Raw genomic sequence first — 22,856 nt, 5'->3', positions numbered from 1 at the left:
GGCGGGATGCACGCGGACCACGGCCGGACGGGCGCAACCGGGCGGCGTCAGCGACCTGGGCGACGTCGGGCCCTCGGCCTCTTCGCCGGCTTCCGCCCCTTCTCGCGCACCGTCTTCGCCCGCCTACCCTTCGACCGACGGCGTGACCGCCACCATCGCCACCATGACCGTCACCCTCCCCGCCGGCACGCAGTACGCCGTCGAATCCCGCGACCCCGGCTACGAAGGCTGCCTCCAATCGGCCACCTTCGCCTGCGCCGGCAAGATCCTGGACCTGCGCGAAGCCGCCGGCTCGGGCCTGATCAACCTCCCCAGCTCCACCCGCCCGTACGGCTGGTACCCCGGCACGGACGTCCCCAGCTGCATCACCCCAACCTCCGACCCCGGCGCCGCCTCGGTGGCCACCGGCGGCGCCGTCCTCGAACACGGCTTCGCCCCCATCGGCCCGAAGAAAGCCGAGTACGGCCGCTTCTCGGAAACCTGCCAGAACCCGGCGCAAAACAACCAGATCCGCATGTGGTGGCTGCCGCAGAGCAAACTCCTCATCGTGGAACACGCTTCGACTCCGGAGCAGGACGCGGCTTTCGACGGGATGGTCGCTTCGGCGAAGTTCAGCTAGTCCCGAGCGTCGTGTCCAGAAACGCCTGCGTCGCCGCCGTGATCGGGCCCGAGCGGTGCACCACCCACTGCGGCAGCCGTTCCGACGGCGTGAACCGCGCCACCTCCGCTCCGGCGCGGCGGGCCAGGTCGGTCCAGCCGTCGGGCATCAGGCCGGAGCCGATGCCGCGCAGGACCATGGGGAGGACGACGCTGCGGTCGCCCACTTCGGCGGCCAGGGAGACGTCCGGGACGGTCGCGGCGATGCGGTCGAAGAGGGCGCGCACGGCGGTGGGCGGCTGGGTGACGACGAAGCTCATGCCGCGCAGGTCGGACCAGGAGACCGTGGCGCCGATCCCCGAGCCGGGCGGTGCGACCAGGAGGAACTCCTCGTCGCGCAGGTGGTGGGCGACGAGGCCGGGGCCGGCGGGGCGTTCGGCGCTGCCGCAGACGCCGGCTTCGCAGCGGCCCTGCAGGACCATGGCCACGACCTCGGCCGCCGACTGGGCGGCGGACGTGCTCACGAGCAGGCCGGGGTGCCGTTCGCGCAGGTCGGCGATGATGCTGATCACCGGTTCGAGCGCGGACGACGAGGTGGCGGCCACGTCGACGCGCCCGGCGAGGCCGGAGCCGACGGCCTGGGCCGCGGCACGCATGGCGTCGAGATCGCGCAGCACGAGCCGGGCGCGGTCGGCCATGGACTCGCCGGCGCTGGAGAGCACGGCGTTGCGGCCGACGCGGTGGAACAGCGCCACGCCGAGTTCGTGCTCCAGCTTGGCGATCGCGCGGGACAGCGACGGCTGGGCCACGCGAAGCGCCCGCGCCGCGTGGGTGAAGCCGCCGTGCTCGACGATCGCGACGAAGTATTCGAGCTGCCGTCGTTCCATAGCGTGAGGCTATCGGAATGGTGTCACACATGTCTTTGACGTACGCCCGCCCACGCGCGACGATGCAGGGATGTTCCAGACCCGTCCCACGTTGCAGGGCACCTTCGGCATGGTGTCGTCCACCCACTGGCTCGCCTCGGCCGCCGCGATGGCCGTGCTCGAAGACGACGGCAACGCCTACGACGCCGCCGTCGCGGCCGCGTTCGTGCTCCACGTCGTCGAGCCGCACCTCAACGGCCCCGGCGGCGAGGTGCCGATGATCGTCGCCCCGGCGGACGGCACCCCGAAGGTCCTCTGTGGACAGGGCGGCGCGCCGGCCGGCGCCACGATCGAGCACTACACCTCGCTCGGCCTCGAGCTCGTGCCCGGCACCGGCCCGCTGGCCGCCGCCGTGCCCGGCGCGGTCGACGCGTGGCTGCTGCTCCTGCACGACCACGGCACGAAGCCGCTGCGCGAGGTCCTCAAGTACGCGATCTCCTACGCCGAAAACGGCCACCCGGCGGTGGACCGCGTCGGCACCACCGTGGAGACCGTGCGCGAGCTGTTCGAGACCGAGTGGACCACCTCGGCCGAGCTGTACCTGCCTGGCGGCCGCGCGCCCGCGGCCGGCGCGCTGTTCAAGAACCCCGCCCTCGCCGCCACCTGGCGCCGCCTGATCGCCGAGGCCGAAGCCGCCGGATCGAGCCGCGACACCCAGATCGACGCGGCCCGCCGGGTTTGGCGCGAAGGCTTCATCGCCGAGGCCATCGCGGAGTTCGCCGCGAAGCCCACCATGGACACCTCCGGCGAGCGCCACGCCGGCACCCTGACCGGCGACGACCTCGCCGGCTTCCGCGCGACCTACGAGGACCCGGTCTCCTACACCTGGAACGGCTGGACCGTCGCGAAAGCCGGCCTGTGGAGCCAGGGCCCCACGCTGCTGCAGCAGCTCGCCCTGCTGCCCGAAGACCTCGATTACGCCACGCCGGACTACTACCACACCCTCATCGAGGGCACGAAGCTCGCGATGGCCGACCGCGAAGCCTGGTACGGCGACAGCACCGACGTCTCCATCGAAGCGCTGCTTTCCCCCGCCTACAACGAAAACCGCCGCAAGCTGATCGGCGAACGCGCCTCGCACGAGCTGCGCCCCGGCAGCCCCGACGGCCGCGAACCCCGGCTGAGCAAGCACGCCCGGTTCGTGGCGGACGGCGGCGCCGTGGCCACCGCGGTGGGCGCCGGCGAGCCGACCGTCGCCAAGGACGGCGGCACCCGCGGCGACACCTGCCACCTCGACGTGGTCGACCGCTGGGGCAACATGATCGCCGCGACGCCGAGCGGCGGCTGGCTGCAGTCCAACCCGGTCATCCCGACCCTCGGCTTCCCGCTCGGCACGCGCCTGCAGATGGCGTGGCTCGACCCGGGCCTGCCCAACTCGCTGGCCCCCGGCAAGCGCCCGCGCACCACGCTCACCCCTTCGCTCGCTTTGCGCGACGGCGTGCCGGTGATGGCGTTCGGCACGCCCGGCGGCGACCAGCAGGACCAGTGGAACGCGCATTTCTTCCTCGCGGTCGCGCTGCGCGAAAAAGTGCGCAGCGGCCTCGACCTGCAGGGCGCGATCGACGCGCCCAACTGGCACACCGACAGTTTCCCGGGCTCGTTCTACCCGCGCGCGATGGTGGCCGGCAGCGTCACCGTGGAATCGCGGATCGGCGCCGACGTGATCGCCTCGCTCGAGGACCGCGGACACGTCGTGACCGTCGGAGAACCGTGGTCCGAGGGGAGGTTGTGCGCGGTCGCCCGCGACCCGGAGACCGGTGTCCTCTCGGCCGCGGCGAACCCCCGGGGAATGCAGGGTTACGCCGCCGGCCGATAATAGAACCATTCCCGCCGAAAAGCGGACCCGCCGCGGGTCCGCTTTTCGGCATGCCCTTTTCCGCACATAACGATTCAACACGAATTAACAATGCGGAAACGGAGTGCGGGAAAAACCGACGTAGCTTGTGAGCCATGTCTCCTCGGTCCCCGCTCCTGATCCTGGCCGGGCTCACGATGACGGCTCTCACCGCGTGCGTTCCCGTGCAACACGCGAGCGCCCGCGGCGAACACCACGACGACTTCGGCACCCCGGTCGGCACCCGGCCGACGCAGCACGGCGGCGACCTCGTGATGGGCCTGTCCAACGAGCCCGACAAACTCGACCCGACCACGTCCAGCTCGCTCTACACGCGCTACGTGATGACCACGATCTGCGAAAAGCTCTACGACATCGACGACACCAGCGCCGTCGTGCCGCAGCTGGCCACCGCGCTGCCGGCGATCTCGCCCGACGGCCTCACCGTGACGATCCCCGTGCGCACCGGCATCGTGTTCGCCGACGGCACCCCGTTCGACGCGCCCGCGGTGGCGACCAGCCTGCGCCGGCACTTCGAGCTCAAAACCTCCCAGCGCAAAAGCGAAATGGGTCCGATCAGCAGCATCGACGCGCCCGACCGGAGCCACGTCGTGCTGCACTACAAGAAGCCGTTCGCCCCGATCACCGCCGCGCTGGCCGACCGCGCGGGCATGATCATGTCGCCGGCCGCGCTCACCAAGGAGGGCGACGACTTCGGCGACCACCCGGTGTGCGTCGGCCCGTTCAAGTTCGTGAAACGCGTGCCGCAGACCGAAATCGACGTCGAGCGCGACCCGCTGTACTACGACGCCAAGGACGTGCACCTCGACACGATCACCTACCGGATCATGACCGACGCCAACATCCGCGCCGCCAACCTGCGCTCCGGCGACATCCAGGTGGCCGACACGATCTCGCCTCAGGACGTCGACGCGCTGGCCCAGGACCCGGACCTCAAGGTGCTGCAGTCGCCTTCGCTGGGCTACCAGAGTGTCACGTTCAACACCGGCAACGTCGACGGCGTCGGCAAACCCACGAATCACATCGGCACCCCGCTGGCCGACGATCCGCGCATCCGCCTGGCGTTCTCGCTGGCCCTGGACCGGCAGACGCTCGTGGACACCGTGTTCAACAACTGGTTCGACCCCGCCTGCTCCCCCATCGCCCCGAAAACGCCCTACTCGTCACCGGCCGCCGAAGCCTGCCCGCCGTTCGACCCGGCGAAGTCGCGGCAGCTGCTGCAGCAGGCCGGCGTGCCCGTGCCGTTCCCGATCAAGCTGCAGGTGACCAACACCCAGGACCAACTCCGCTACGCCCAGGCCCTGCAGGCCAGCGTCGCCGAAGGCGGCTTCGCCGTGCAGATCGTGCCGGTGGAGTACTCGACCCTGCTCGACGTGCAAAAGCGCGGCACGTTCGACGCGCTGATGCTCGGCTGGTCCGGCCGCATCGACCCGGACGCCAACACCGCCCGCTTCCTCTCCACCGGCTCGGGCGGCAACTACGGCGGCTTCAACTCCTCCACATTGGACAACCTGCTCACCTCCGCCGCGCGCAGCGTGGACACGAAGCAGCGCGCCGCGCTGTACGGGCAGGCCGTGCAGCTGATCCAGCAGCAGAACCCGATCGTCTACACCTACCGGGTCCGCAACCTCACCGTGCATTCCACCCGCGTCACTGGCATCCAGGTGTTCGCCGACGGGGTGGTGCGGCTCGGCAAGGCCGCGTTCCTCCCGGGTCAGGAGGGCTGAGCCGTGGCACGTTACCTGCTCCACCGCCTGTGGCAGTCGGCGCTGACGCTGGTGCTCGCGTCGATCGTGGTGTTCATCGGCGTGCGCCTGCTGCCGGGCGACCCGGCGACCGCGATGGCCGGTGAGGAAGCCGACCCCGCCGCGATCGCCGCCGTGCGGGCGCAGCTCGGGCTCGACGATCCGTTGCCCGTGCAGTACTTCAAGTTCGTGGGCCACGCGCTCACCGGCGACTTCGGCAAGTCCGTGCGCACGGGCACGCCCGTGCGCGAGATGATCGGCGCGACCCTGCCGGTCACGGTGCAGCTCGCGGTGTTCGCAATGCTGGTGGCGGTGCTCGTCGGCGTGCTCGCCGGGGTCGTGGCGGCGGTGTTCCGCGGGCGCTGGCCCGAGTGGGGCGCCAACGGCTTCTCGCTGTTCGCGCTCTCGGTGCCCACGTTCTGGCTCGGTATCCTCGCCGTGCTCTACCTTTCCGTGCAGCTGCGGTGGTTCCCCGCGTCCGGGTACGTCTCGCCGTTCGACCACCCGCTGCGCGGGATCTACTACCTCACGCTGCCCGCGGTGATCCTCGGGCTCACCCACGCGGCGGTGGTGCAGCGCCAGACCCGTTCGTCGATGGTCGAGACGCTCACGGCCGACTTCGTGCGCACGGCGCGGGCGAAGGGGCTCGGGCGCGGCGCGGTGATCTTCCGCTACGGCCTGCGCAACAGCCTCATCGTGGTCACCACCATCGTCGGGCTGCAGCTCGGCGGGCTGATCGCCGGCGCCGTGGTCACCGAGCGGATCTTCAGCCTGCCCGGCATCGGCAAGCTCACGCTCGACTCGGTGTTCACCCGCGACTACCCGGTGATCCAGGCGGTGGTCCTCGTGATCACCTCGGCCTACATCGTGATCAACCTGCTCGTCGACTTCCTCTACACGGTCATCGACCCACGCCTGCGAGTCTCCGGGAGGACCCGATGACCATCGCCGCCGAAACCCCCGCACCCCTGGCCCGGGCCCACGGCCGGGTGCTCGGGCGCCTGCTGCACAACCCCCTCGGCGTGATCGGGGGTGTGCTGCTGCTGATCGTGGTGATCGCCGGGGTGTTCGCGCCGCTGCTGGCGCCCTACGCTCCCACCGAGGTGCACTTCGAAACACCGTTCCAGCAACCGGGCACCGTCGGGTTCGCCCTGGGCACCGACGACCTCGGCCGCGACATCCTGTCCCGCGTGTTCTACGGCACTCGCGCGTCACTCGAAGTCGGCGCGCTGTCGGTGCTGTTCGCCGTGGTCGTGGGTGTGCCGCTCGGGCTGCTGTCGGGCTATTGGCGGTGGCTCGACGCGCTGATCTCGCGCCTGGCCGACCTGATGCTGGCGTTCCCGTTCCTCATCCTCGCCGTCGGCCTGGCCGCCATCAACGGCGGCGGCCTCACCAACGCCGCGATCGCCCTCGGCATCGCCCAGATCCCCACCATGACGCGGGTGGTGCGCGCGGACACGTTGCGGCTCAAGGAAACCGACTTCGTGCTCGCCGCGCACACCATGCACGCCGGGCCGTGGCGCGTGCTCGGGCAGCACGTGCTGCCCAACGCGGCCTCGGCGATCATCGTGCAGGCCACGGTGATCATGCCGGTGGCGGTGATCGGCGAGGCCGTGCTGTCGTTCCTCGGCCTCGGCATCCAGCCGCCCGCGCCCAGCCTCGGGATCATGCTGTCCGACGCGCAGCAGTACCTGTTCCGCACACCCTGGCCGGGGATCTTCCCCGGGATCGCGCTCGCCGTGATCTGCCTGGGGTTCAACCTGTTCGGCGACGCCCTGCGCGACGCGCTGGACCCGAAGAGCGCGCGGTGAAGGGGGCCACGATGACCGAACCGCTCCTGGAAGTCAGCGACCTCGAAGTGTCCTTCGGTGCCGTCGCGGCCGTGCGGGGCACGAGCCTGAGCGTGGCGCCTGGCGAACGGGTCGCGGTGGTCGGCCAGTCGGGTTCGGGCAAGTCCACCACCGCGCACGCGGTGATCGGCCTGCTGCCCGGCTCCGGCCGCGTCACCGCCGGCGCGATCCGGTGGCGCGGCGAGGACCTCACGCACGCCGGGGAGAAGCGGCTGCGCCGCCTGCGCGGGCGCGAGATCGGGCTGGTGCCGCAGGACCCGATGTCGAACCTCAACCCCGTGGCGCGGGTGGGCCGCCAGGTCGCCGAAACCCTGGTGGCGCACCGGGTCTGCTCGCGCCGGGAGGCCTGGGCGCGCGCGGTGGAGCTGCTCGGCGAGGCCGGCATCCCCGAGCCGGCGCGGCGCGCGAAGCAGTACCCGCACGAGTTCTCCGGCGGCCTGCGCCAGCGCGTGCTGATCGCGATCGCGCTCGCGTGCCGGCCCGACCTGCTCATCGCGGACGAGCCGACCTCGGCGCTCGACGTGACCGTGCAGCGGCAGATCCTCGACCACCTCGAGAAGCTCACGCAGGAGCTCGGCACGGCGCTGCTGCTCGTGACCCACGACCTGGGGCTGGCGGCGGACCGGGCCGATCGCGTGGTGGTGATGTCCGAGGGCGAGATCGTGGAGACCGGCCCGGCGCGCCGCGTGCTGACCGAACCGCGCGAAACCTACACCCGGCGGCTGGTGGCCGCGGCGCCTTCGCTCACCGGACCCCTCAACGAGGCCGCGACGGCCGGTGACGTGGTGCTCGAGGTGTCGCACGTGGCCAAGGAGTACCGCGTGCGCGGCGGCGGGGGCGCACTGCGTGCGGTGGACGACGTGTCGTTCACCGTCGGGCAGGGCCGCACCACGGCGATCGTCGGCGAGTCCGGTTCGGGCAAGACCACCACCGCGCACCTGGTGCTGGGCCTGATGCCCGCGTCGTCGGGCACGATCCGCCTCGACGGCACGGAGGTCGTCGGCCTGCGCGGCGCCCGCCTCAAAGCCGCGCGGCGAGCGATGCAGCCGGTGTTCCAGGACCCGTACGCCTCCCTCGATCCGATGTGGACGGTCGAGCGGCTGATCACCGAGCCGTTGCGCACCTTCGGCGTCGGCGACCGCGCGACGCGGCGCACCCGCGTGGCCGAGCTGCTCGACCAGGTGGCGTTGCCGGGCGCGCTGGCCCAGCGGTACCCGCACGAGCTCTCCGGCGGGCAGCGTCAGCGAGTGGCCATCGCCCGGGCGCTGGCCGCGAGCCCGCGCCTGGTCGTGTGCGACGAGGCCGTGTCGGCGCTCGACGTGCTGGTGCAGGACCAGATTCTCGGCCTGCTGCGGACCTTGCAGGCCGAGCTCGGCCTCAGTTACCTGTTCATCTCCCACGACCTCGCCGTCGTCCGGTCGCTGGCGCACGACGTGCTGGTGATGCGGCACGGGCGGGTCGTGGAGCACGGGCCGGTCGGCGAGGTCCTGTCGGCGCCGGCGGATCCGTACACGCGCCAGCTGCTGGACGCGGTTCCCGGGGCGGCGGCCGCCACGCCCTGACGGCCGGGGGCCCTGGTTTCCGTCAGTTCTTGCCGTGGTGCCGCTGGTAGTGCCGCTGCACCCGGGCCCGGTTGCCGCAGCCGGCGGAACACCATTCGCGACGCGAGTGGTCCTTCACGAAGAACAGCAGGCAGTTCGGGGCGAGGCACGCGCGCAGCCGGTGGCGCTGCTCGCCGCCGAACAGGTCGATCCCTTGGTGGGCCAGGAAAGCGAGCGCCCGCTCGGCCGGCGCACCGGGTGAACGCAGCACGCGGGCCGGCTCGCCGTTCTCGGGCCAGACGAGCTCGGCGCGGGTGTGCGCGAGCTCGTTGAGCGTGGCCAGCGCCTCGGACCGGGCCACGTCGACGGCGACCGGGCGCGGGTCGTCCGTGGCCTCCGCGGCGAGCACGCGCAGGGCATCGCGCAAGGTCCGCAGACGCTCGGCGACCGGACCCGGATCGCCGTCGAGGACCAGGCCGGCCTCACGCTCCAGGCGGGGCGCGATCGCCGCCAGCCAGCTCGCGACGTCGGCGTCGTCCGTGAGCGCGTCGGTGACGCCGTCGCGCCCGGCGTTCACGGTGTTCATCAGCTCCACCACGAGCGGTTCGCCGAGGAGCACAGCGGTCGTCATGCCTCCACGTTAGCACTTCCTAATGGAAGTCTGCGTCACAACCATTTGACGACCGGCGTCAGCCCATGACACCTTCATCTAACGGATGCAAGTTCCCCAAGCATTAGGAAGGTTCAGAGATGTCGACGCTGCCCCAGATCGAGCTCGAGCACGCCACCGGCCAGGCCGCGGAGCTGCTCGCGCAGGTGAAGAAGAACGTGGGCTCGATCCCGAACATGGCCAAGACCATGGCGAGCAGCCCCGCGCTGCTGAAGGGCTACCTCGGCCTGTCCGGCGCACTGGCCGGCGGCGTGCTGCCCGCCGCGGTGCGCGAACGCCTCGCCCTCGCCACCGCCGAATACAACCGCTGCACCTACTGCCTCTCGGCGCACACCATGCTCGCCACGAAGGTCGCCAAGCTCGACTCCGACGAAACCGCGCGCGCCCGCCACGCCGACTCGGCCGACGAGCACGTGGCCGCCCTGCTCACCCTCTCCGACACGATCGCCCGCGGCCGCGGCACCATCGACGAGAGCGCCCTCGACACCGCCCGCGCGGCCGGCGTGACCAACGCGGAGATCGGTGAGGTCCTGGGCAACCTGGCCCTCAACATCCTCACGAACTACTTCAACCTGGTCGCCGACACCGCCAACGAGTTCCCGGTCGTGCAGCCGCACCAGCACGTGTGATCGAGCGAAGGCCGGGTCCGCACTGTCGCGGGCCCGGCCTTTCCGGCGCTCGAACCACCGTCAGGCGGTGGGAAAACCGCCCTGCGACAACACGGTGATCACTTCCGCGCCCACGTCCCCGGTGTTCGCGAACCGGTGCCGCCGGCCGGTGCGCAGGTATACGCTGTCGCCGGCCGCGAGGTCCACTTCGGACTCCCCGCCGTCGAGCGTGAGCCGCACCGCACCCCGCACGACGTGCACCCACTCCTCACCGTCGTGCACCGAGTCCTCGGCCATCACCGCGCCGGGCTCCAGCACGGCGATCCCCGACAGCAGCGTGCGCCGCGTGTCGGGCGAAGCCAGGTAGACGCTCATGCCGTCGGCCGGGCTGTACACGCGCTGCCGTTCGCCGGCGCGCACGACGATGCCCTCTTCCGGGTCGCGGGCCGGCATCAGGTCGGCCAGGTCCACCCCGTAGAGCGTGAGCAGCCGGTGCAGCCGGCCGAACGCGATGTCGTTGGTGCCGTTCTCCACCAGGGACAGGAACGATTTGGAGATCCCCGTCGCGAGGGCGACCTGCTGCAGCGAAAGGCCGCGCCGCTTGCGGCACGCGCGCAGGTACGGGCCGATCTCGGGAACGGCTTCGTCGAGCGACCCGGTAACCATGCCCGGGGACGGTACCCGATCGTCCAGTTTTCTGGAAGCCGCGTCCGCCTCCGTGAACAAGCGTCCGTGCCGCCGTGACGAATCCGTTGCCGGAGAGCCGGTTGACCCGAGCGAGCTCGGCTCGTACCGTACGCCGCAAGTGCAGTGTTCAGTTTACTGGATTCACGTTCTGTTTACTGGATCTCGGCGGCTTCGGCTCCGCGGCCCGGGAAGGACAACGATGCGGATCGGAATCGACGTCGGCGGCACCAACACCGACGCGGCCGTGCTCGACGGCGAACGCGTGGTCGCCTGGCGCAAGACCGCCACGACCCCCGACGTGCTCACCGGCGTGGCGACGGCGCTCGCCGCGGTGGTGGACCAGGTCGGCACGAGCGCGGTCGACGCCGTGGTGATCGGCACGACCCAGTTCGTCAACGCCCTGGTGGAGGCCCGCCGCCTCGCGCCCGTGGTGGTGATCCGGCTGGCCACGCCGCCCCAGACACTCGAACCGTTCACCGACTGGCCGCCGGCCCTGGTCGGCGCGGTGCGCGCGCAGGCCCACGTGGTCGGCGGCGGGCATCAGTTCACCGGCGAGCCGCTGCGTGACCTCGACGCGGACGCCGTCCGCCGGATCGCGCGCGACGCTCCCGAGGGCTGCGAGTTCGTGGTGAGCGGCACCTTTTCGCCCGTCAACCCGGACGCGGAACGAGCCGCGCGGGACCTGATCCGGCAGGTGCGCCCCCGTGCGTCGGTGACCCTGTCACAGGAGATCGGCCGCCTCGGCCTGCTCGAACGCGAGAACGCGGCGGTGCTCAACGCCGCCCTGCGACCGCTCGCCGAGCGCGTGGTGACCGGGTTCGCCCGCGCGCTCGCCGACGTCGGGCTCACCGTGCCGCTGTTCCTCTCGCAGAACGACGGCACCGTGATGAACCTGGCGCTGGCGCGGGCCTACCCGATCCTCACGATCTCGTCGGGACCGACGAACTCCATGCGCGGCGCGGCTTTCGAGTCGGCCGAAGCGGACTGCATCGTCGCCGACGTCGGCGGCACCACCACCGACATCGGGCTGGTGCAGGGCGGGTTCCCGCGGGAGTCGGCCATCGCGATCTCGCTCGCCGGGGTGCGCACCAACTTCCGGATCCCCGACGTCGTCTCGCTCGGCATCGGGGGCGGCAGCCTGGTCACCGACCACGACGGCCGGGTGACGGTGGGCCCCGAGAGCGTGGGTCACCGGCTCACCGAGCGGGCGCTGGTCTTCGGCGGCGACACGCTCACCCTCACCGACGTCGCGGTCGCCGCCGGGCTCACCGAGGTCGGCGATCCCACCCGGGTCGCGCACTTGGCGGCCGAGTTCACCGGCCGGGTCCTGGCCCACGTCCACGACCGGATCGCCGAGGCCGTGGAGCGCGCGAAGCTCAGCGCCGCCGCGATCCCGCTGATCGGCGTGGGCGGCGGGGCGTTCGTGGTCGGCGACGACATCCCCGGCGTGTCGGCGGTGCTGCGGCCCGGCCACGCTGCCGTGGCCAACGCGGTCGGCGCGGCGACCGCCGACGTCGGCGCGGAGGTCGACCGGATCTACTCCCTCGCCGAGCGCACCCGCGAAGACGTGCTCGACGAGGCCCGGCGCACCGCCCGCGACCGCGCGGCCGAAGCCGGCGCCGTGCCCGGGACGGTGCGGATCGTCGACGAGGAAGACCTGCCGCTCGCCTACCTGCAGCACACCACGAGGGTCCGCGTGCGGGCCGTCGGCGACCTCGGCACCCTCGCCGCGGCGGAGGAGGAGCACAGCCATGCAGCTCGATGAACCGGCCCTCGACGACCTGGTCACCGGCGCCACGATCCTCGCCGCCGGAGGTGGCGGTGATCCCTACCTCGGCAAGCTGATGGCCCGGCTCGCGATCCGCGAGCACGGTCCGGTGTCGCTGCTCGACGTGGCCGAGATCCCCGACGACGCGCGCGTCGCGTTCGTCGCCGGCATGGGCGCGCCCAGTGTCGTGGTGGAGAAGCTGCCGCGGGCGAGCGAGATCGTCGCCGCGCTCGAGACGCTGGAACAGCACGTGGGGTATCGCTTCACCCACGTGGCGCCCGCCGAGGCGGGCGGGCTCAACGCGGTGATCCCGGTGACCGCGGCGGCGCTGCGCGGCATCCCGATGCTCGACGCCGACGGCATGGGCCGTGCCTTCCCGACGCTGGACCTCGTGACCCCGGCCCTCTACGGCGCGTCCACCACCCCGATGTCGCTGGTGGACGAACACGGCAACCGGCTGGTGATCACCGCGGAGTCCAACGATTGGGCCGACCGGATCGCGCGGGCCGCGATGATCACGTCCGGCTGCGTGATGATGTCGGCGCTCTACCCGATGACCGGCGCGCAAGCGAAGCAGTGGCTGGTGCGGGGCGCGTTGAGCCTCGCGAGCCGGCTCGGAAAGGTCGTGCGCACCGCGCGGGCCGAGCACACCTCGCCGGTGGACGCGGTCGTCGCCGAACGCGGTGGCGCGCGGCTGTTCGACGGGAAAGTGGTCGGGGTCGAGCGGGCCACCGAGGGCGGCTGGACCGTCGGCGAGGCCGTGGTGCAGGGGCTCGACGCGTTCGCGGGCCAGGAGTTCCGGCTGGGTTTCCGCAACGAGTACCTGGTGGGCCGGCGCGACGGCCGGATCGTCGCGACCACCCCCGACCTCCTGATGGCGCTCGAACGCGAGACCGGCGCGCCGATCCCGGCCGAGGAACTGCGGTACGGCTACCGCATCGCGGTGATCGGCCTGCCGTGCGACGACCGGTGGCGCACCGAGGCCGGCCTGCGCGCGTCCGGCCCACGGCGGTTCGGGTACGACGTGGACTTCACACCCGTCGAGACCGCGGCGGACACCGCTGTGAACGAGGGAGTTGCTCGATGACCCGGACGGTCCTGCGGGGCGGCCGCGTGCTCGACGGCACCGGCGCGCTGCCCGCCGACGGCGACGTGGCGATCGAGCACGGCCGGATCGCCGAGGTCGGGCCCGGTCTGGACGGCGACACCGAGATCGACGTGACGGGCCGGACGATCCTGCCCGGCTTCCTCGACTGCCACGTGCACGTGGTGTTCTCCGGCGTCGATCCGTTCCGCATGCAGCACGAGCCGTTCTCGTACCAGTTCTACGCCGCCGCGCGCAATCTCGCGGCCACTGTGGACACCGGGGTCACCACCGTGCGCGACGCCGGCGGCGCTGACGCCGGGATGAAGAAAGCGCTCTCCGACGGCCTGATCGAAGGACCGCGCCTGCGCACGGCGATCACTGTGCTCGGCCAGACCGGCGGCCACACCGACGGTTGGAGCGCGAGCGGCGAAACCGTGCGCCTGCTGGTACCGCACCCCGGCCGGCCGGACATGATCGTGGACGGGCCCGACGAGATGCGCCGCCGGGTGCGGGAGCTCGTGCGCGCCGGCGCCGACGTGATCAAGATCTGCACCTCCGGCGGCGTGCTCTCCCCCAGCGACGACCCGCGCCACGGCCACTTCTCCCCCGAAGAGATCGAGGTCTGCGTGGCGGAAGCGGCCGCCGCCGGGCTCGGCGTGATGGCCCACGCCCAGGGCACCGCCGGGATCAAGAACGCCGTCCGCGCCGGCGTGCACTCGATCGAGCACGGCGTGCACCTCGACGACGAAGCGATCGAGCTGATGCTCGCCCGGGGGACCTGGCTCGTGCCGACGCTGATCGCGGGACGCGCGCTCCTGCGGGACGTCGACACCGGTGCCACGCGCCTGCCGCCGGCCGTGCTCGACAAGGCTCGGGCGGTCACCGCCGAGCACCTCGCCTCGATCCGCCGCGCGGTGGACGCCGGCGTGCCGATCGCGCTGGGCACCGACAGCGGCGTGTTCCCGCACGGCTCGAACCTCGACGAGCTCGCCCTGCTCGGTGAGGCCGGCCTGTCCCCTGTGGACGCGCTGCGTGCCGGCACCGCCCGCGCCGCACAGCTGCTCGGCCTCGGCGACGAGCTCGGCACCGTGGAACCCGGCAAGATCGCCGACCTCGTGGTGGTCGACGGCGACCCGCTCGATCTCACCGGTTACGGCAAGCGCATCACCGAAGTCTTCCAGAGCGGGCACCTCGTCCGCTCGCGTTGAACCCCCGACACCCGAGGAGCACCCCATGGCAACGGCGCCGGACGAAGTCGTGAACCTGGTCAAGGACTGGCTGGCCGCGGGCCACCGCCGCGACATCGACTTCATCACGCAGCACTCCCACACCGAGGACGAGGACTTCGTCCACACCGTCGCCTCCGGGCCCGACGGCGCGCTCACCCTCACGCAGTTCCTCGATCACCTGCGCCGGTACCAGCCGCGCGAGGTGCTGGTCTCGGACCCGCGCGGCTTCGCGCACGGGGACGTCGCCTGGATCTTCGACTCACCGCGAGTGGACCTGCTCGACGAGGGCGTGATCGACGCCCGGTTCACCGCGGTGCTGCGCCGGGTCGGCGGCGAGTGGAAAGTCGTGCACGCGCACCTTTCCGAAGGCGTCGCGCACCAGGCCTGAGCTCTGCCAGGGGGAGATCACCGGGGGGATCCACCACTTCGAGCAAGCCTGGAGGCAACCATGAGTTCGGCGGGTTCCGACGACTACTCCCTCGCGCGGGTGCCGCTCACCGCGCGCCGCTCCTGGTTCGGGATCGCGGTGCAGCGGTTCGGCCAGCTCTCGGCCCTGATCCAGTTCCTGATCGGGGCCACCCTCGGCTACAGCATGCACTTCTGGACCGCGTTCTGGGCGCTGACGCTGGGCGCGCTGGTGATCGAGCTCGTCTCCGTGCTGGTCGGCGTGATCGCCGTGCGCGAAGGACTGCCGACCGCGCTGCTGGCGCGGTGGACCGGCTTCGGCACCGGCGGCGCGGCGGTGCTGTCGCTCGTGCTGGGGCTGTCGATCACGCTCGGGTTCGGCGTTCAATCGGGCGTCTCGGCGCAGGGCCTGGTGTCCCTGCTGGGGGGCCTGCCGCTGTGGGCGTGGGCGCTCGTGTTCGGCCTCGTGGTCACGGGCATCGTGGTCTACGGCATGACGTCGATGGCGTGGACGGCCTACCTCGCCGTGCCGGTGTTCCTCGCGCTGGTGGCGTGGTCGGTCGGCACCGAGCTGTCGCGGCATTCCCTGTCAGAGCTGGTCGCTTCGCCGCCGCCGGGCCCGGCGATGACGCTCGCCCAGGGTGCCGCGCTCGTCGCCGGCTCGTTCATCACCGGCGCGGTGATCACCCCCGACATGGCGCGCTTCAACCGTTCCGTCGGTGACGTGGTTAAGCAGACCGTCGTCGGCATCACGCTCGGCGAGTACGTGATCGGTCTCGCCGGCGTGCTGCTGGCCCACGCCGCCGGCTCCAGCGACGTGATCGCGATCATCGTGTCGTCCGTCGGCTGGATCGGCGTCCTGGTGATCCTGCTGGGCACGGTGAAGATCAACGACTGGAACCTCTACAGCGCGAGCCTCGCGCTCGTTTCCTTCGTGGAGATCATCTTCCGCCGCAAGGTGCACCGCGCGGCCGTGACGATCGCCGTCGGCGTGGTCGGCAGTGTCACCGCGGCGTTCGGCGCGCTCGACTGGTTCACCGCGTACGCCTCGGCTCTCGGGTACCTCTTCCCGCCGGTCGCCGGGATCATGCTGGCGGAGTACTTCGTGGTGCGGTCGGCCCGGCCGCTGCTGGATCGCGGGCGCGCCACCGACGAGCTCCCGCCCGAGGCGCCCCGCTGGGTTCCGGCCACGCTCGTCGTGTGGGTGCTGGCCTCGCTCGCCGGTGCGCTGCTGGACTTCGGCAGCCCGGCGATCACCGCGCTGGTCGTGGCTTTCGTGCTGTACGTGGTGGCCGGGAAGGCGGGACTGGTGCGCCGGCAGGTCGCGCCGGCGGAGCCCGGACCGGGACCTCGCGAGGGTGCCCCTGCCGATTTCCGGGGCGAGCACACGGGTTCCTGACCGGCGCCGGCCGGCGCCTTCGGCTGATCAGGACGACGGCGGCCGGCGGGCATCGGGTCGAGACCGTGGCGTTTCGACCCGATGACCAGGCCGGGCAGCCGGCGGCGCGCAGGACTTGGACCACGTCGTGAAAAACCCGGCCCGAAATGTCCGGGTAATTGCGTACCGACACTAACCGATCCCGCACAAAGTGGAACCCGGCCGACGTCGCGGGGCGGGGGACACACGACTTCGGCCGGGCGGCTGGGCGGGGACGGCGGGTCGTCCCGGTTTTCAGGCGCTGCCGGGGAATTCCTGGCAGTCGGGGCAGGGTGGGTCCGGGTCACGGGAGGGGCGTTCGCGCAGCCAGTCGGCGGGCAGGCCCAGGCGGGTGGCCTGGCGGCGCAGGTCGAATTCTTCCCAGCTCAGCAGTTGGTCGCGGGACCACCAGTGGCGGGGCCAGGTCTGGTCGGTCATGCCGCCCTCCTGCCTCGGCGCGGGACGGCCGCCGCCGGCACGTCCGCTTCGGGCTCGGGGTTGGGCAGGCGGCACAGCGGGCCGCCGCCGGGGTGGGAGACGACGCGGCTGTCGGCGAGGAACCAGAGGCGCTCGGCCGGGCGGCCGCAGATCGAGCACGGGCAGCCGAACAGCTGCAGCCCCCAGCGGGGCACGGGGTCGGTCATGGCGCACCGTCGCCACGGGCAGGCGGCGGGCCCGGGCGGGTCCGGTGCCGGGACCCGGCCGGGACGCGGCGGGGCGGGGCCGCGTCCCGGCCGGGGTAGCCGTGCTGGCGCATCACGATTCCACCTTCCGATCCGGAGCGAATTCCGAGGAGGCGGGCGACATCATGACGTCCCGGTGCCGGCTACCGCCGTGGCTTTCGAGTCCTCACAGGATCGCCGGAGCGGGCGCCGGGCCGCATTCCTGCCACCTGGAGTCCCCCTCCCCCGCTAGCGCGACTTTCGCGGGGGCTGGCTGTCCACCGGAGCGCGGCTTATCCTCGGCGTGGGTGGTGCGGCGTGTCCACAGAGACTGTGTCCACAGAGGCTTCGGTCGCGCGCCGCCGCACCGGAGAGCGCATGCGGCGGCGCTCCAGTGGCGCGCTCGCGGCCGTGGTGGCCGTCGGCGCGATCACGGGCGTCGCGCTGCTGCTCGAGCCGCACGTCGACTCCGTGTCGCTCCTGATGCTGTACCTGATCGTGGTGCTGCCGGTGGCGGTGATCTGGGGGACGGCGCTCGCGGTGGGCACCTCGCTGTTGAGCGTGGCCGTCTACACGATCTTGTTCGCGCCGCCACAGGAGGCGCTGCACATCGTCGACGCCCAGAAAGCCGTGGCGCTGGGCGTTTTCCTCATCACCGCGGTGGTGGTGGGCTCCCTCGCGTCGCGGCTGCAGCGGACGGCGTCGATCTCGCGGCGGCTCACCGAGGAGCAGTCGGCGCTGCGCCGGGTCGCCACGCTCGTGGCGCGCTCGGTCTCGCCGCCGGAGGTGTTCGAGGCCGTGACGCGGGAGGTCGGCCTGCTGTGCGGCGCCGATCTCGCGCGCATGGAACGGTACGAAGTGGACGGCACCGTCACCGGCGTCGCCGCGTGGACCCGCGTGCCGGTGCACCTCACCGTCGGCACCCGCATCGAGCTCGACGGGCTCAGCGTCGCCCGCGAGATCCGCCAGACCGGCCAGCCGGTGCGGCTCGCGAGCTTCTGGGGCGAGACGGGCGCGATCGCGCGGGAGGCGCGCCAGCTGGGCATCCGCTCGTCGGTCGGCTGCCCGATCGTGGTGTCCGGCCGGATCTGGGGCGTGATCGCCGCGTCGACGAAGAGCACCGAGCGGTTCCCGGACGACACCGAGGCGCAGATCGCGAACTTCACCGAGCTCGTGGCGACCGCGATCGAGAACGCCGAGGCGCGCGCCGAGCTGCGGGCCTCGCGCGCCCGCATCGTCGCCACCGCCGACCGGACCCGGCGGCGCATCGAGCGCGACCTGCACGACGGCGCCCAGCAGCAGCTCGTGTCGCTGGCCCTGCAGGTGCGGGCCGTGCAGGCGCTCATCCCCGCCGAGTCCGCCGAGGCCAGCGGCGAGCTCGACCGGATCGCCACCGGGCTGTCCGAAGCGCTCGACGAGCTGCGCGAGATGGCCCGCGGTATCCACCCGGCGGTGCTGGCCGAACTCGGCCTGGTCGCGGCCCTCAAGGCGCTGGCCCGGCGCTCGCCGCAGACCATCGACCTCGACCTGCGCACCAACGGGCGGCTGCCGGAGGCGATCGAGGTCGGCGCGTACTACGTGGTGGCCGAGGCGCTCGCCAACACGGCGAAGCACGCGAGCGACGCCGCCGTGACCGTGTCGGTGGAGAGCCGCGACGACGAGCTGCGCATCGCGGTGCACGACGACGGCGCGGGCGGCGCCGACTTCACCCGCGGCACCGGCCTCGCCGGGCTGAAGGACCGCGTGGAAGCCCTCGGCGGCCGGATCTTCCTGCACAGCCCGCCCGGCGACGGCACGACCGTGCGCGTGCGGTTCCCGCTGGCCGGGCCGGCGGGCTGAGCGGGCATACCGGCCAGCCGGTAGATCGCCTACCCGCTGGCCGGGCCCGGGGATTCCCGCTCGCGTGGACGACGGCGGCCCCGTCGGTGGACCACACTGGGTGACCAGTCGGGGGCACAAGGAGTTCCTCGGAAAGAAGTCCGGTCATGACAGTCCACCACCACGCGAACAACAGGTACTGCACTCGCTGCGGACGCTGGCACAGCCACTGCGACGCTTGCGGCTGGTTCTGGTACGGAGCGTGCACGTTTTCGGAATCGCTGCGGCGCATCCGGTTGCACCAGCTCGACCAGGTGTACGTGGACGGGGTCACGGGACGGGGCCGTTCCGGTTAGCGGGAATGCGCGTACTGCGTGGTTCTGGGAGGGTGAACACGTGCGGTGCCTGATCGTCGACGACAGCCCGGGTTTCCTGGCCGCGGCGCGTCGGTTGCTTGAACGCGAAGGTGTCACGGTGGCGGGGGTCGCCCGCGGCGGGGCGGAGGCGATCCGGTCCGTCACCGAACTGCGCCCCGACGTGGTGCTGGTCGACATCAACCTCGGCGGCGAGAGCGGTCTCGACCTCGTGGGCCGCCTGGCCCGCACCGAGGCCGGCGGCTCCTCGCAGATCATCGTGATCTCGACCCACGAGGAAGAGGACTACCGCGACGTGATCGCGGAAGGCCCCGCGGTGGGATTCCTGCCCAAGGCGGTGCTGTCCGCGCGGGCGATCCACGGGTTGCTGGGCACGGTCGGTTGACGGCCGGTCGAGCACCGTCGGCTGAGCGCCGGTTGCGCTCAGACCTGGCGGTTGTCTGGATCAGTCGGCAGAGCCGGCAGCGGTAGTCATCCGCAATGTCGGATAGATCCGGTTTTGCCAGGGCGTGGGGCCCGGATCGGCGAGGACCGAAGTGACGCTTCCGGCCGCGGCGGATCAGTCCAGTCGGGCCATCCACGGCCGGCACAACGCCACCGCGAGCGCCCGCCGATCGTCGTCAGTGATCGCCGGCAAGTACGGCTTCACCAGCACGCTGCGCTCGTGGGCCGCGAGAATCGCGCTGACGGTTTCCTGCGCGAGACGGATCAGTCCGCCCGGGCCATTCACGGCCCACTCAGCACCCCCAGCCGAACGCGCGGCCCTCACCCCTGCCGGTTGTCCAGATAAGTCAGCACCGCCAGCACGCGCCGGTGGTCGTCCGTGGTTTCCGGGAGGTCGAGTTTCGCCAGGACGCTGCGGACGTGCTTCTCGACCGTTCCCTCGGTCACCCAGAGGCGGCGGGCGATGCCGGCGTTGGAGCGGCCCTCGGCCATCAGGCCGAGCACCTCGCGTTCGCGGGCGCTGAGGGCGGCGAGCGGGTCGTTGCGGTGGCGGGCGCCGACGAGTTCCTGCACGAGGGCCGGCTCCACGACGGATCCGCCGTTGGCGATGCGGCGCAGGGTGTCGAGGAATTCGCCGACGTCGGCGACGCGGCTCTTGAGCAGGTAGCCGATGCCGCGCCCGCCCGCGAGGAGTTCCATGGCGTGGCCGACGTCGGCGTGGGCGGAGAGCACCAGGATGCCGACGGACGGCAGCTCTTCGCGGATGGTGCGGGCGGCGTCCAGCCCTTCGACGGTGTGCGTCGGGGGCATGCGGACGTCGACCAGGACCAGATCGGGGTGGTGTTCGCGGACGAGGTCGAGCAGCGCGGTCGCGTCACCGGCCTGGCCGGCCACGCTGAACCCCGAGCGGTCGAGCAGGCTGGCCAGGCCCTCGCGCAGAAGTACGTCGTCCTCGGCCAGGACCACCCGCGGCACCGTCATCGCCACCACCGCTTTCGCCGCGGTGCTGCTCGGATGCCGCGGAAGTCACACGGACAAATCGTGCCATAGCCCTGCGGTGGTCACCACCCGTCGGCCGTTCACGGGCCGACGAGCATCCCGCCGGGTCCGCGGCCCGCCCAACCCCTCGACGCTCACGGACCGACAAGCACCACGTGCAGAGTCCGCGGCCCGTGCACTCCCTCGACCCGGTTGAGCTCGATGTCGCTCGTGGCGCTCGGGCCGCTGATCCACGTCTGCGGCCGGCCCGGGTCCAGGAGCGCGACGGCCTCGGGCACCCCGGCCACGATCTGGTCCTCGCGCACCACGCACACGTGCAGGTCCGGCACCAGGCTCAGCGCGCGCCGGCCCTGGCCCGGGCCGTGGTCCAGCACGAGCGTGCCGGTGCGGGCGATCCCGACGGCCGCGGTGGTCACCACCGCGTCGCACGCATCGAGGTCCGCCGCGTCCGGCACGCCACCCACCTCGGCCGGGAAGCCCTCCGGCACCAGCACCACCCGAGCCGAGCCCAGTGCCGCGCGAACGGTGTCCGCCAGCTCCCCCGGCGCGCACCGGCTGAGCGTGGCCCGGTAGTCCACCACGCGTTCGATGAACAGGCCGACCACGTCGGCCGGCGCCGGCACCGTGCGATACCCGCGGGGCACCGGCGCCTCGGTGCGGTCGGCTTCGCGCAGGGCGCCGCGGACCGCCGCGAGGATCTCGTCGCGCGCGCTCATCGGCGGCCCGTCCGGCGCCACCAGGCGCGGAACGACTCCGGTGGTGGCGCGGGCAGGTCGCGCGCGCCGGTCCACAGCGAAGCGGGCCACGGCAGCCGGCGCAGCGCCCGGCGGCCACCGGGCAGCACTGCGCGGCCGAAGCGGTTCAGCGCCTTGCCCGCCAGCCCCATCCCGCGCTCGGCCAGCGTAAGCCGGCGGGCGTCGGCGAGCACCCAGGCCGCGGATTTCATCGCCACCGCCTCGGGTTTCGGGGTGCCGCCGCGATGGGCGTCGACGACGCGAGAGCGCAAGTGCACGAGCACTTCGGGAATGTCGATGCGCACCGGGCACGCCTCGAAGCAGGCACCGCAGAGGCTCGACGCGTACGGCAGCGAGTCCGTCTGCTCGTCCACCCCCACGCCCTTCAGCAGCGGGTTGAGGATCGCCCCGATCGGGCCCGGGTACACCGAGCCGTACGCGTGCCCGCCGGTGCGTTCGTACACCGGGCACACGTTGAGGCACGCCGAGCAGCGGATGCACCGCAGCGCCTGGCGCCCCACCTCGTCGGCGAGCGCGCGCGTGCGGCCGTTGTCCAGCAGCACCACGTGCATTTCCTGCGGCCCGTCGCCCGGCGTGATACCCGACCACGTCGAGGTGTACGGGTTCATCCGCTCCCCCGTGCTGGAGCGCGGCAGCAACTGCAGGAACACGTCGAGATCGCCCCACGTCGGCACGATCTTTTCGATGCCCACCACCGAAACCAGCACCTCGGGCAACGTGAGGCACATGCGGCCGTTGCCCTCGGACTCGACCACCACCAGGGTCCCGCTCTCCGCGACCGCGAAGTTGGCCCCGGACACGGCCATCTTCGCGCGCAGGAACTTCTCCCGCAGGTGCAGCCGCGAGGCGTTCGCGAGCTCCGCCGGTTCGTCGGTGAGGTCCTCGGGCGCGGGCCGGCCCGCCGCGGCCATGCGGCGGCGGAAGATCTCCCGGATCTCCGCGCGGTTGCGGTGGATCGCCGGCACCAGGATGTGGCTGGGCAGGTCGTCGCCGAGCTGCACGATCAGCTCGGCGAGATCCGTCTCCCACGCCGTGATCCCCTCGGCGGCCAGCGCTTCGTTGAGCCCGATCTCCTGCGTGGCCATCGACTTGACCTTCACGACCTCGTCGACCCCGTGCCCGTGCGCGATCCGCGCGACGATCTCGCACGCCTCCACCGCGTCGCGCGCCCAGTGCACGGTGGCGCCGCGCTCCTGCAACGCCGCCTCCAGCGTGAGCAGGTGCTCGTCGAGCCGGCGCAGCGTGTTGTCCTTGATCGCCGCGCCCGCCAGGCGCAGCTCTTCCCACTCTTCGACCTCACCGACCACGGCGGCCCGCTTGGCGCGGATCGTGCCCGTGGCGTGGGCCAGGTTCCGCCGCAGCTGGCTGTCCGCGAGCGCTTCCCGGGCCGCCGCCGGAAACGCCGGCATGCCGACGAAC

Annotated in this window: 23 protein-coding genes; 14 read left to right on the top strand and 9 right to left on the bottom strand. The window is 72.2% G+C overall.

Annotation, left to right across the window (positions count from 1 at the left end):
• Nucleotides 1-163 precede the first annotated feature (163 nt).
• A complete protein-coding gene (locus tag VSH64_RS11190) occupies nt 164-619 on the top strand; it encodes a hypothetical protein (RefSeq protein WP_326835474.1) in 456 nt (151 codons plus the stop codon).
• Here VSH64_RS11190 and VSH64_RS11185 read toward each other — a convergent pair.
• Nucleotides 612-1,484 carry a LysR family transcriptional regulator gene (locus tag VSH64_RS11185; RefSeq protein ID WP_326835473.1) on the bottom strand — a complete coding sequence of 291 codons (873 nt, stop codon included), beginning with the start codon at nt 1,482-1,484 and terminating at the stop codon, nt 612-614. The two genes, VSH64_RS11190 and VSH64_RS11185, sit on opposite strands and share 8 nt — an antisense overlap.
• Nucleotides 1,485-1,554: 70 nt before the next feature.
• Here VSH64_RS11185 and VSH64_RS11180 point away from each other — a divergent pair, with 70 nt between their 5' ends.
• From VSH64_RS11180 to VSH64_RS11160, 5 genes are all read left to right on the top strand, one after another.
• A complete protein-coding gene (locus VSH64_RS11180; RefSeq protein ID WP_326835472.1) occupies nt 1,555-3,339 on the top strand; it encodes a gamma-glutamyltransferase family protein in 1,785 nt (594 codons plus the stop codon).
• 134 nt (nt 3,340-3,473) lie between these two features.
• Nucleotides 3,474-5,105, top strand: a complete 1,632-nt coding sequence (locus VSH64_RS11175; RefSeq protein ID WP_326835471.1) for an ABC transporter substrate-binding protein — start codon at nt 3,474-3,476, stop codon at nt 5,103-5,105.
• Nucleotides 5,106-5,108: 3 nt separating this feature from the next.
• Nucleotides 5,109-6,065, top strand: coding sequence for an ABC transporter permease (locus VSH64_RS11170; RefSeq protein WP_326835470.1), 957 nt, complete (start codon nt 5,109-5,111; stop codon nt 6,063-6,065).
• Nucleotides 6,062-6,934 carry an ABC transporter permease gene (locus tag VSH64_RS11165; protein WP_326835469.1) on the top strand — a complete coding sequence of 291 codons (873 nt, stop codon included), beginning with the start codon at nt 6,062-6,064 and terminating at the stop codon, nt 6,932-6,934. Before VSH64_RS11170 ends, VSH64_RS11165 begins: the two co-directional genes overlap by 4 nt.
• Nucleotides 6,935-6,945: 11 nt before the next feature.
• Complete coding sequence (locus VSH64_RS11160) at nt 6,946-8,535, top strand: ABC transporter ATP-binding protein (protein WP_326835468.1); 1,590 nt, start codon at nt 6,946-6,948, stop codon at nt 8,533-8,535.
• A gap of 22 nt (nt 8,536-8,557) precedes the next feature.
• On the opposite strand, the gene VSH64_RS11155 is transcribed toward VSH64_RS11160, so the two are convergent.
• Nucleotides 8,558-9,145: a CGNR zinc finger domain-containing protein gene (locus VSH64_RS11155; RefSeq protein WP_326835467.1), complete on the bottom strand. Its 588-nt coding sequence runs from the start codon at nt 9,143-9,145 to the stop codon at nt 8,558-8,560.
• Nucleotides 9,146-9,264: 119 nt separating this feature from the next.
• On the opposite strand from VSH64_RS11155, the gene VSH64_RS11150 reads away from it, so the two are divergent.
• Nucleotides 9,265-9,813: a carboxymuconolactone decarboxylase family protein gene (locus tag VSH64_RS11150; RefSeq protein ID WP_326835466.1), complete on the top strand. Its 549-nt coding sequence runs from the start codon at nt 9,265-9,267 to the stop codon at nt 9,811-9,813.
• Between the two features lie 60 nt (nt 9,814-9,873).
• Here VSH64_RS11150 and VSH64_RS11145 read toward each other — a convergent pair whose 3' ends face one another.
• Complete coding sequence (locus VSH64_RS11145; RefSeq protein ID WP_326835465.1) at nt 9,874-10,458, bottom strand: helix-turn-helix domain-containing protein; 585 nt, start codon at nt 10,456-10,458, stop codon at nt 9,874-9,876.
• A 220-nt stretch (nt 10,459-10,678) separates the two neighbouring features.
• On the opposite strand from VSH64_RS11145, the gene VSH64_RS11140 reads away from it, so the two are divergent.
• The 5 genes from VSH64_RS11140 to VSH64_RS11120 are packed head-to-tail and all read left to right on the top strand — an operon-like array spanning nt 10,679 to nt 16,367.
• Complete coding sequence (locus VSH64_RS11140; RefSeq protein ID WP_326835464.1) at nt 10,679-12,244, top strand: hydantoinase/oxoprolinase family protein; 1,566 nt, start codon at nt 10,679-10,681, stop codon at nt 12,242-12,244.
• The gene (locus tag VSH64_RS11135) at nt 12,231-13,334 is read left to right on the top strand and encodes a DUF917 domain-containing protein (RefSeq protein WP_326835463.1); all 1,104 of its coding nucleotides are present in this window, start codon (nt 12,231-12,233) and stop codon (nt 13,332-13,334) included. The genes VSH64_RS11140 and VSH64_RS11135 overlap by 14 nt, the downstream gene beginning before the upstream one ends.
• Nucleotides 13,331-14,542 carry a metal-dependent hydrolase family protein gene (locus tag VSH64_RS11130; protein WP_326835462.1) on the top strand — a complete coding sequence of 404 codons (1,212 nt, stop codon included), beginning with the start codon at nt 13,331-13,333 and terminating at the stop codon, nt 14,540-14,542. The genes VSH64_RS11135 and VSH64_RS11130 overlap by 4 nt, the downstream gene beginning before the upstream one ends.
• A 25-nt stretch (nt 14,543-14,567) precedes the next feature.
• Nucleotides 14,568-14,951, top strand: a complete 384-nt coding sequence (locus tag VSH64_RS11125; RefSeq protein ID WP_326835461.1) for a nuclear transport factor 2 family protein — start codon at nt 14,568-14,570, stop codon at nt 14,949-14,951.
• Between the two features lie 60 nt (nt 14,952-15,011).
• Nucleotides 15,012-16,367, top strand: a complete 1,356-nt coding sequence (locus tag VSH64_RS11120; protein ID WP_326835460.1) for a purine-cytosine permease family protein — start codon at nt 15,012-15,014, stop codon at nt 16,365-16,367.
• Nucleotides 16,368-16,640: 273 nt separating this feature from the next.
• On the opposite strand, the gene VSH64_RS11115 is transcribed toward VSH64_RS11120, so the two are convergent.
• Both VSH64_RS11115 and VSH64_RS11110 read right to left on the bottom strand, forming a co-directional pair.
• Nucleotides 16,641-16,823, bottom strand: coding sequence for a hypothetical protein (locus VSH64_RS11115; protein WP_326835459.1), 183 nt, complete (start codon nt 16,821-16,823; stop codon nt 16,641-16,643).
• On the bottom strand, nt 16,820-17,029 hold the full coding sequence (locus VSH64_RS11110; RefSeq protein WP_326835458.1) for a hypothetical protein: 210 nt from the start codon (nt 17,027-17,029) through the stop codon (nt 16,820-16,822). Before VSH64_RS11110 ends, VSH64_RS11115 begins: the two co-directional genes overlap by 4 nt.
• A gap of 336 nt (nt 17,030-17,365) precedes the next feature.
• Here VSH64_RS11110 and VSH64_RS11105 point away from each other — a divergent pair, with 336 nt between their 5' ends.
• Nucleotides 17,366-18,886, top strand: coding sequence for a GAF domain-containing sensor histidine kinase (locus tag VSH64_RS11105; RefSeq protein ID WP_326835457.1), 1,521 nt, complete (start codon nt 17,366-17,368; stop codon nt 18,884-18,886).
• A 375-nt stretch (nt 18,887-19,261) separates the two neighbouring features.
• Nucleotides 19,262-19,624 carry a response regulator gene (locus tag VSH64_RS11100; protein ID WP_326835456.1) on the top strand — a complete coding sequence of 121 codons (363 nt, stop codon included), beginning with the start codon at nt 19,262-19,264 and terminating at the stop codon, nt 19,622-19,624.
• A 174-nt stretch (nt 19,625-19,798) separates the two neighbouring features.
• On the opposite strand, the gene VSH64_RS11095 is transcribed toward VSH64_RS11100, so the two are convergent.
• The 4 genes from VSH64_RS11095 to VSH64_RS11080 form a co-directional block, all read right to left on the bottom strand.
• Entirely contained in the window at nt 19,799-19,969 is a 171-nt protein-coding gene (locus VSH64_RS11095) for a hypothetical protein (protein WP_326835455.1), read from the bottom strand.
• Between the two features lie 35 nt (nt 19,970-20,004).
• Complete coding sequence (locus VSH64_RS11090; RefSeq protein WP_326835454.1) at nt 20,005-20,664, bottom strand: response regulator transcription factor; 660 nt, start codon at nt 20,662-20,664, stop codon at nt 20,005-20,007.
• A 152-nt stretch (nt 20,665-20,816) separates the two neighbouring features.
• Nucleotides 20,817-21,398, bottom strand: a complete 582-nt coding sequence (locus tag VSH64_RS11085; RefSeq protein WP_326835453.1) for a LutC/YkgG family protein — start codon at nt 21,396-21,398, stop codon at nt 20,817-20,819.
• A complete protein-coding gene (locus VSH64_RS11080; RefSeq protein ID WP_326837935.1) occupies nt 21,395-22,846 on the bottom strand; it encodes a lactate utilization protein B in 1,452 nt (483 codons plus the stop codon). The genes VSH64_RS11085 and VSH64_RS11080 overlap by 4 nt, the downstream gene beginning before the upstream one ends.
• Between the last annotated feature and the right edge of the window lie 10 nt (nt 22,847-22,856).

Origin of the sequence: Amycolatopsis rhabdoformis (genome assembly GCF_035918295.1) — a bacterium.
Taxonomy (GTDB): Bacteria; Actinomycetota; Actinomycetes; order Mycobacteriales; family Pseudonocardiaceae; genus Amycolatopsis; species Amycolatopsis rhabdoformis.
This window is presented reverse-complemented; position numbering and strand designations above follow the sequence as displayed.

Excerpts from the sequence above, each read along its gene's own strand:
- VSH64_RS11165 (WP_326835469.1), top strand. The coding sequence starts at position 6,062 with ATGACCATCGCCGCCGAAACCCCCGCACCCCTGGCCCGGGCCCACGGC.
- VSH64_RS11180 (WP_326835472.1), top strand. The coding sequence starts at position 1,555 with ATGTTCCAGACCCGTCCCACGTTGCAGGGCACCTTCGGCATGGTGTCG.
- VSH64_RS11175 (WP_326835471.1), top strand. The coding sequence starts at position 3,474 with ATGTCTCCTCGGTCCCCGCTCCTGATCCTGGCCGGGCTCACGATGACG.
- VSH64_RS11190 (WP_326835474.1), top strand. The coding sequence starts at position 164 with ATGACCGTCACCCTCCCCGCCGGCACGCAGTACGCCGTCGAATCCCGC.
- VSH64_RS11085 (WP_326835453.1), bottom strand. The coding sequence starts at position 21,398 with ATGAGCGCGCGCGACGAGATCCTCGCGGCGGTCCGCGGCGCCCTGCGC.
- VSH64_RS11115 (WP_326835459.1), bottom strand. The coding sequence starts at position 16,823 with ATGACCGACCAGACCTGGCCCCGCCACTGGTGGTCCCGCGACCAACTG.
- VSH64_RS11130 (WP_326835462.1), top strand. The coding sequence starts at position 13,331 with ATGACCCGGACGGTCCTGCGGGGCGGCCGCGTGCTCGACGGCACCGGC.
- VSH64_RS11080 (WP_326837935.1), bottom strand. The coding sequence starts at position 22,846 with ATGCCGGCGTTTCCGGCGGCGGCCCGGGAAGCGCTCGCGGACAGCCAG.
- VSH64_RS11125 (WP_326835461.1), top strand. The coding sequence starts at position 14,568 with ATGGCAACGGCGCCGGACGAAGTCGTGAACCTGGTCAAGGACTGGCTG.
- VSH64_RS11120 (WP_326835460.1), top strand. The coding sequence starts at position 15,012 with ATGAGTTCGGCGGGTTCCGACGACTACTCCCTCGCGCGGGTGCCGCTC.
- VSH64_RS11155 (WP_326835467.1), bottom strand. The coding sequence starts at position 9,145 with ATGACGACCGCTGTGCTCCTCGGCGAACCGCTCGTGGTGGAGCTGATG.
- VSH64_RS11150 (WP_326835466.1), top strand. The coding sequence starts at position 9,265 with ATGTCGACGCTGCCCCAGATCGAGCTCGAGCACGCCACCGGCCAGGCC.
- VSH64_RS11135 (WP_326835463.1), top strand. The coding sequence starts at position 12,231 with ATGCAGCTCGATGAACCGGCCCTCGACGACCTGGTCACCGGCGCCACG.
- VSH64_RS11110 (WP_326835458.1), bottom strand. The coding sequence starts at position 17,029 with ATGACCGACCCCGTGCCCCGCTGGGGGCTGCAGCTGTTCGGCTGCCCG.
- VSH64_RS11185 (WP_326835473.1), bottom strand. The coding sequence starts at position 1,484 with ATGGAACGACGGCAGCTCGAATACTTCGTCGCGATCGTCGAGCACGGC.
- VSH64_RS11140 (WP_326835464.1), top strand. The coding sequence starts at position 10,679 with ATGCGGATCGGAATCGACGTCGGCGGCACCAACACCGACGCGGCCGTG.
- VSH64_RS11160 (WP_326835468.1), top strand. The coding sequence starts at position 6,946 with ATGACCGAACCGCTCCTGGAAGTCAGCGACCTCGAAGTGTCCTTCGGT.
- VSH64_RS11145 (WP_326835465.1), bottom strand. The coding sequence starts at position 10,458 with ATGGTTACCGGGTCGCTCGACGAAGCCGTTCCCGAGATCGGCCCGTAC.
- VSH64_RS11090 (WP_326835454.1), bottom strand. The coding sequence starts at position 20,664 with ATGACGGTGCCGCGGGTGGTCCTGGCCGAGGACGACGTACTTCTGCGC.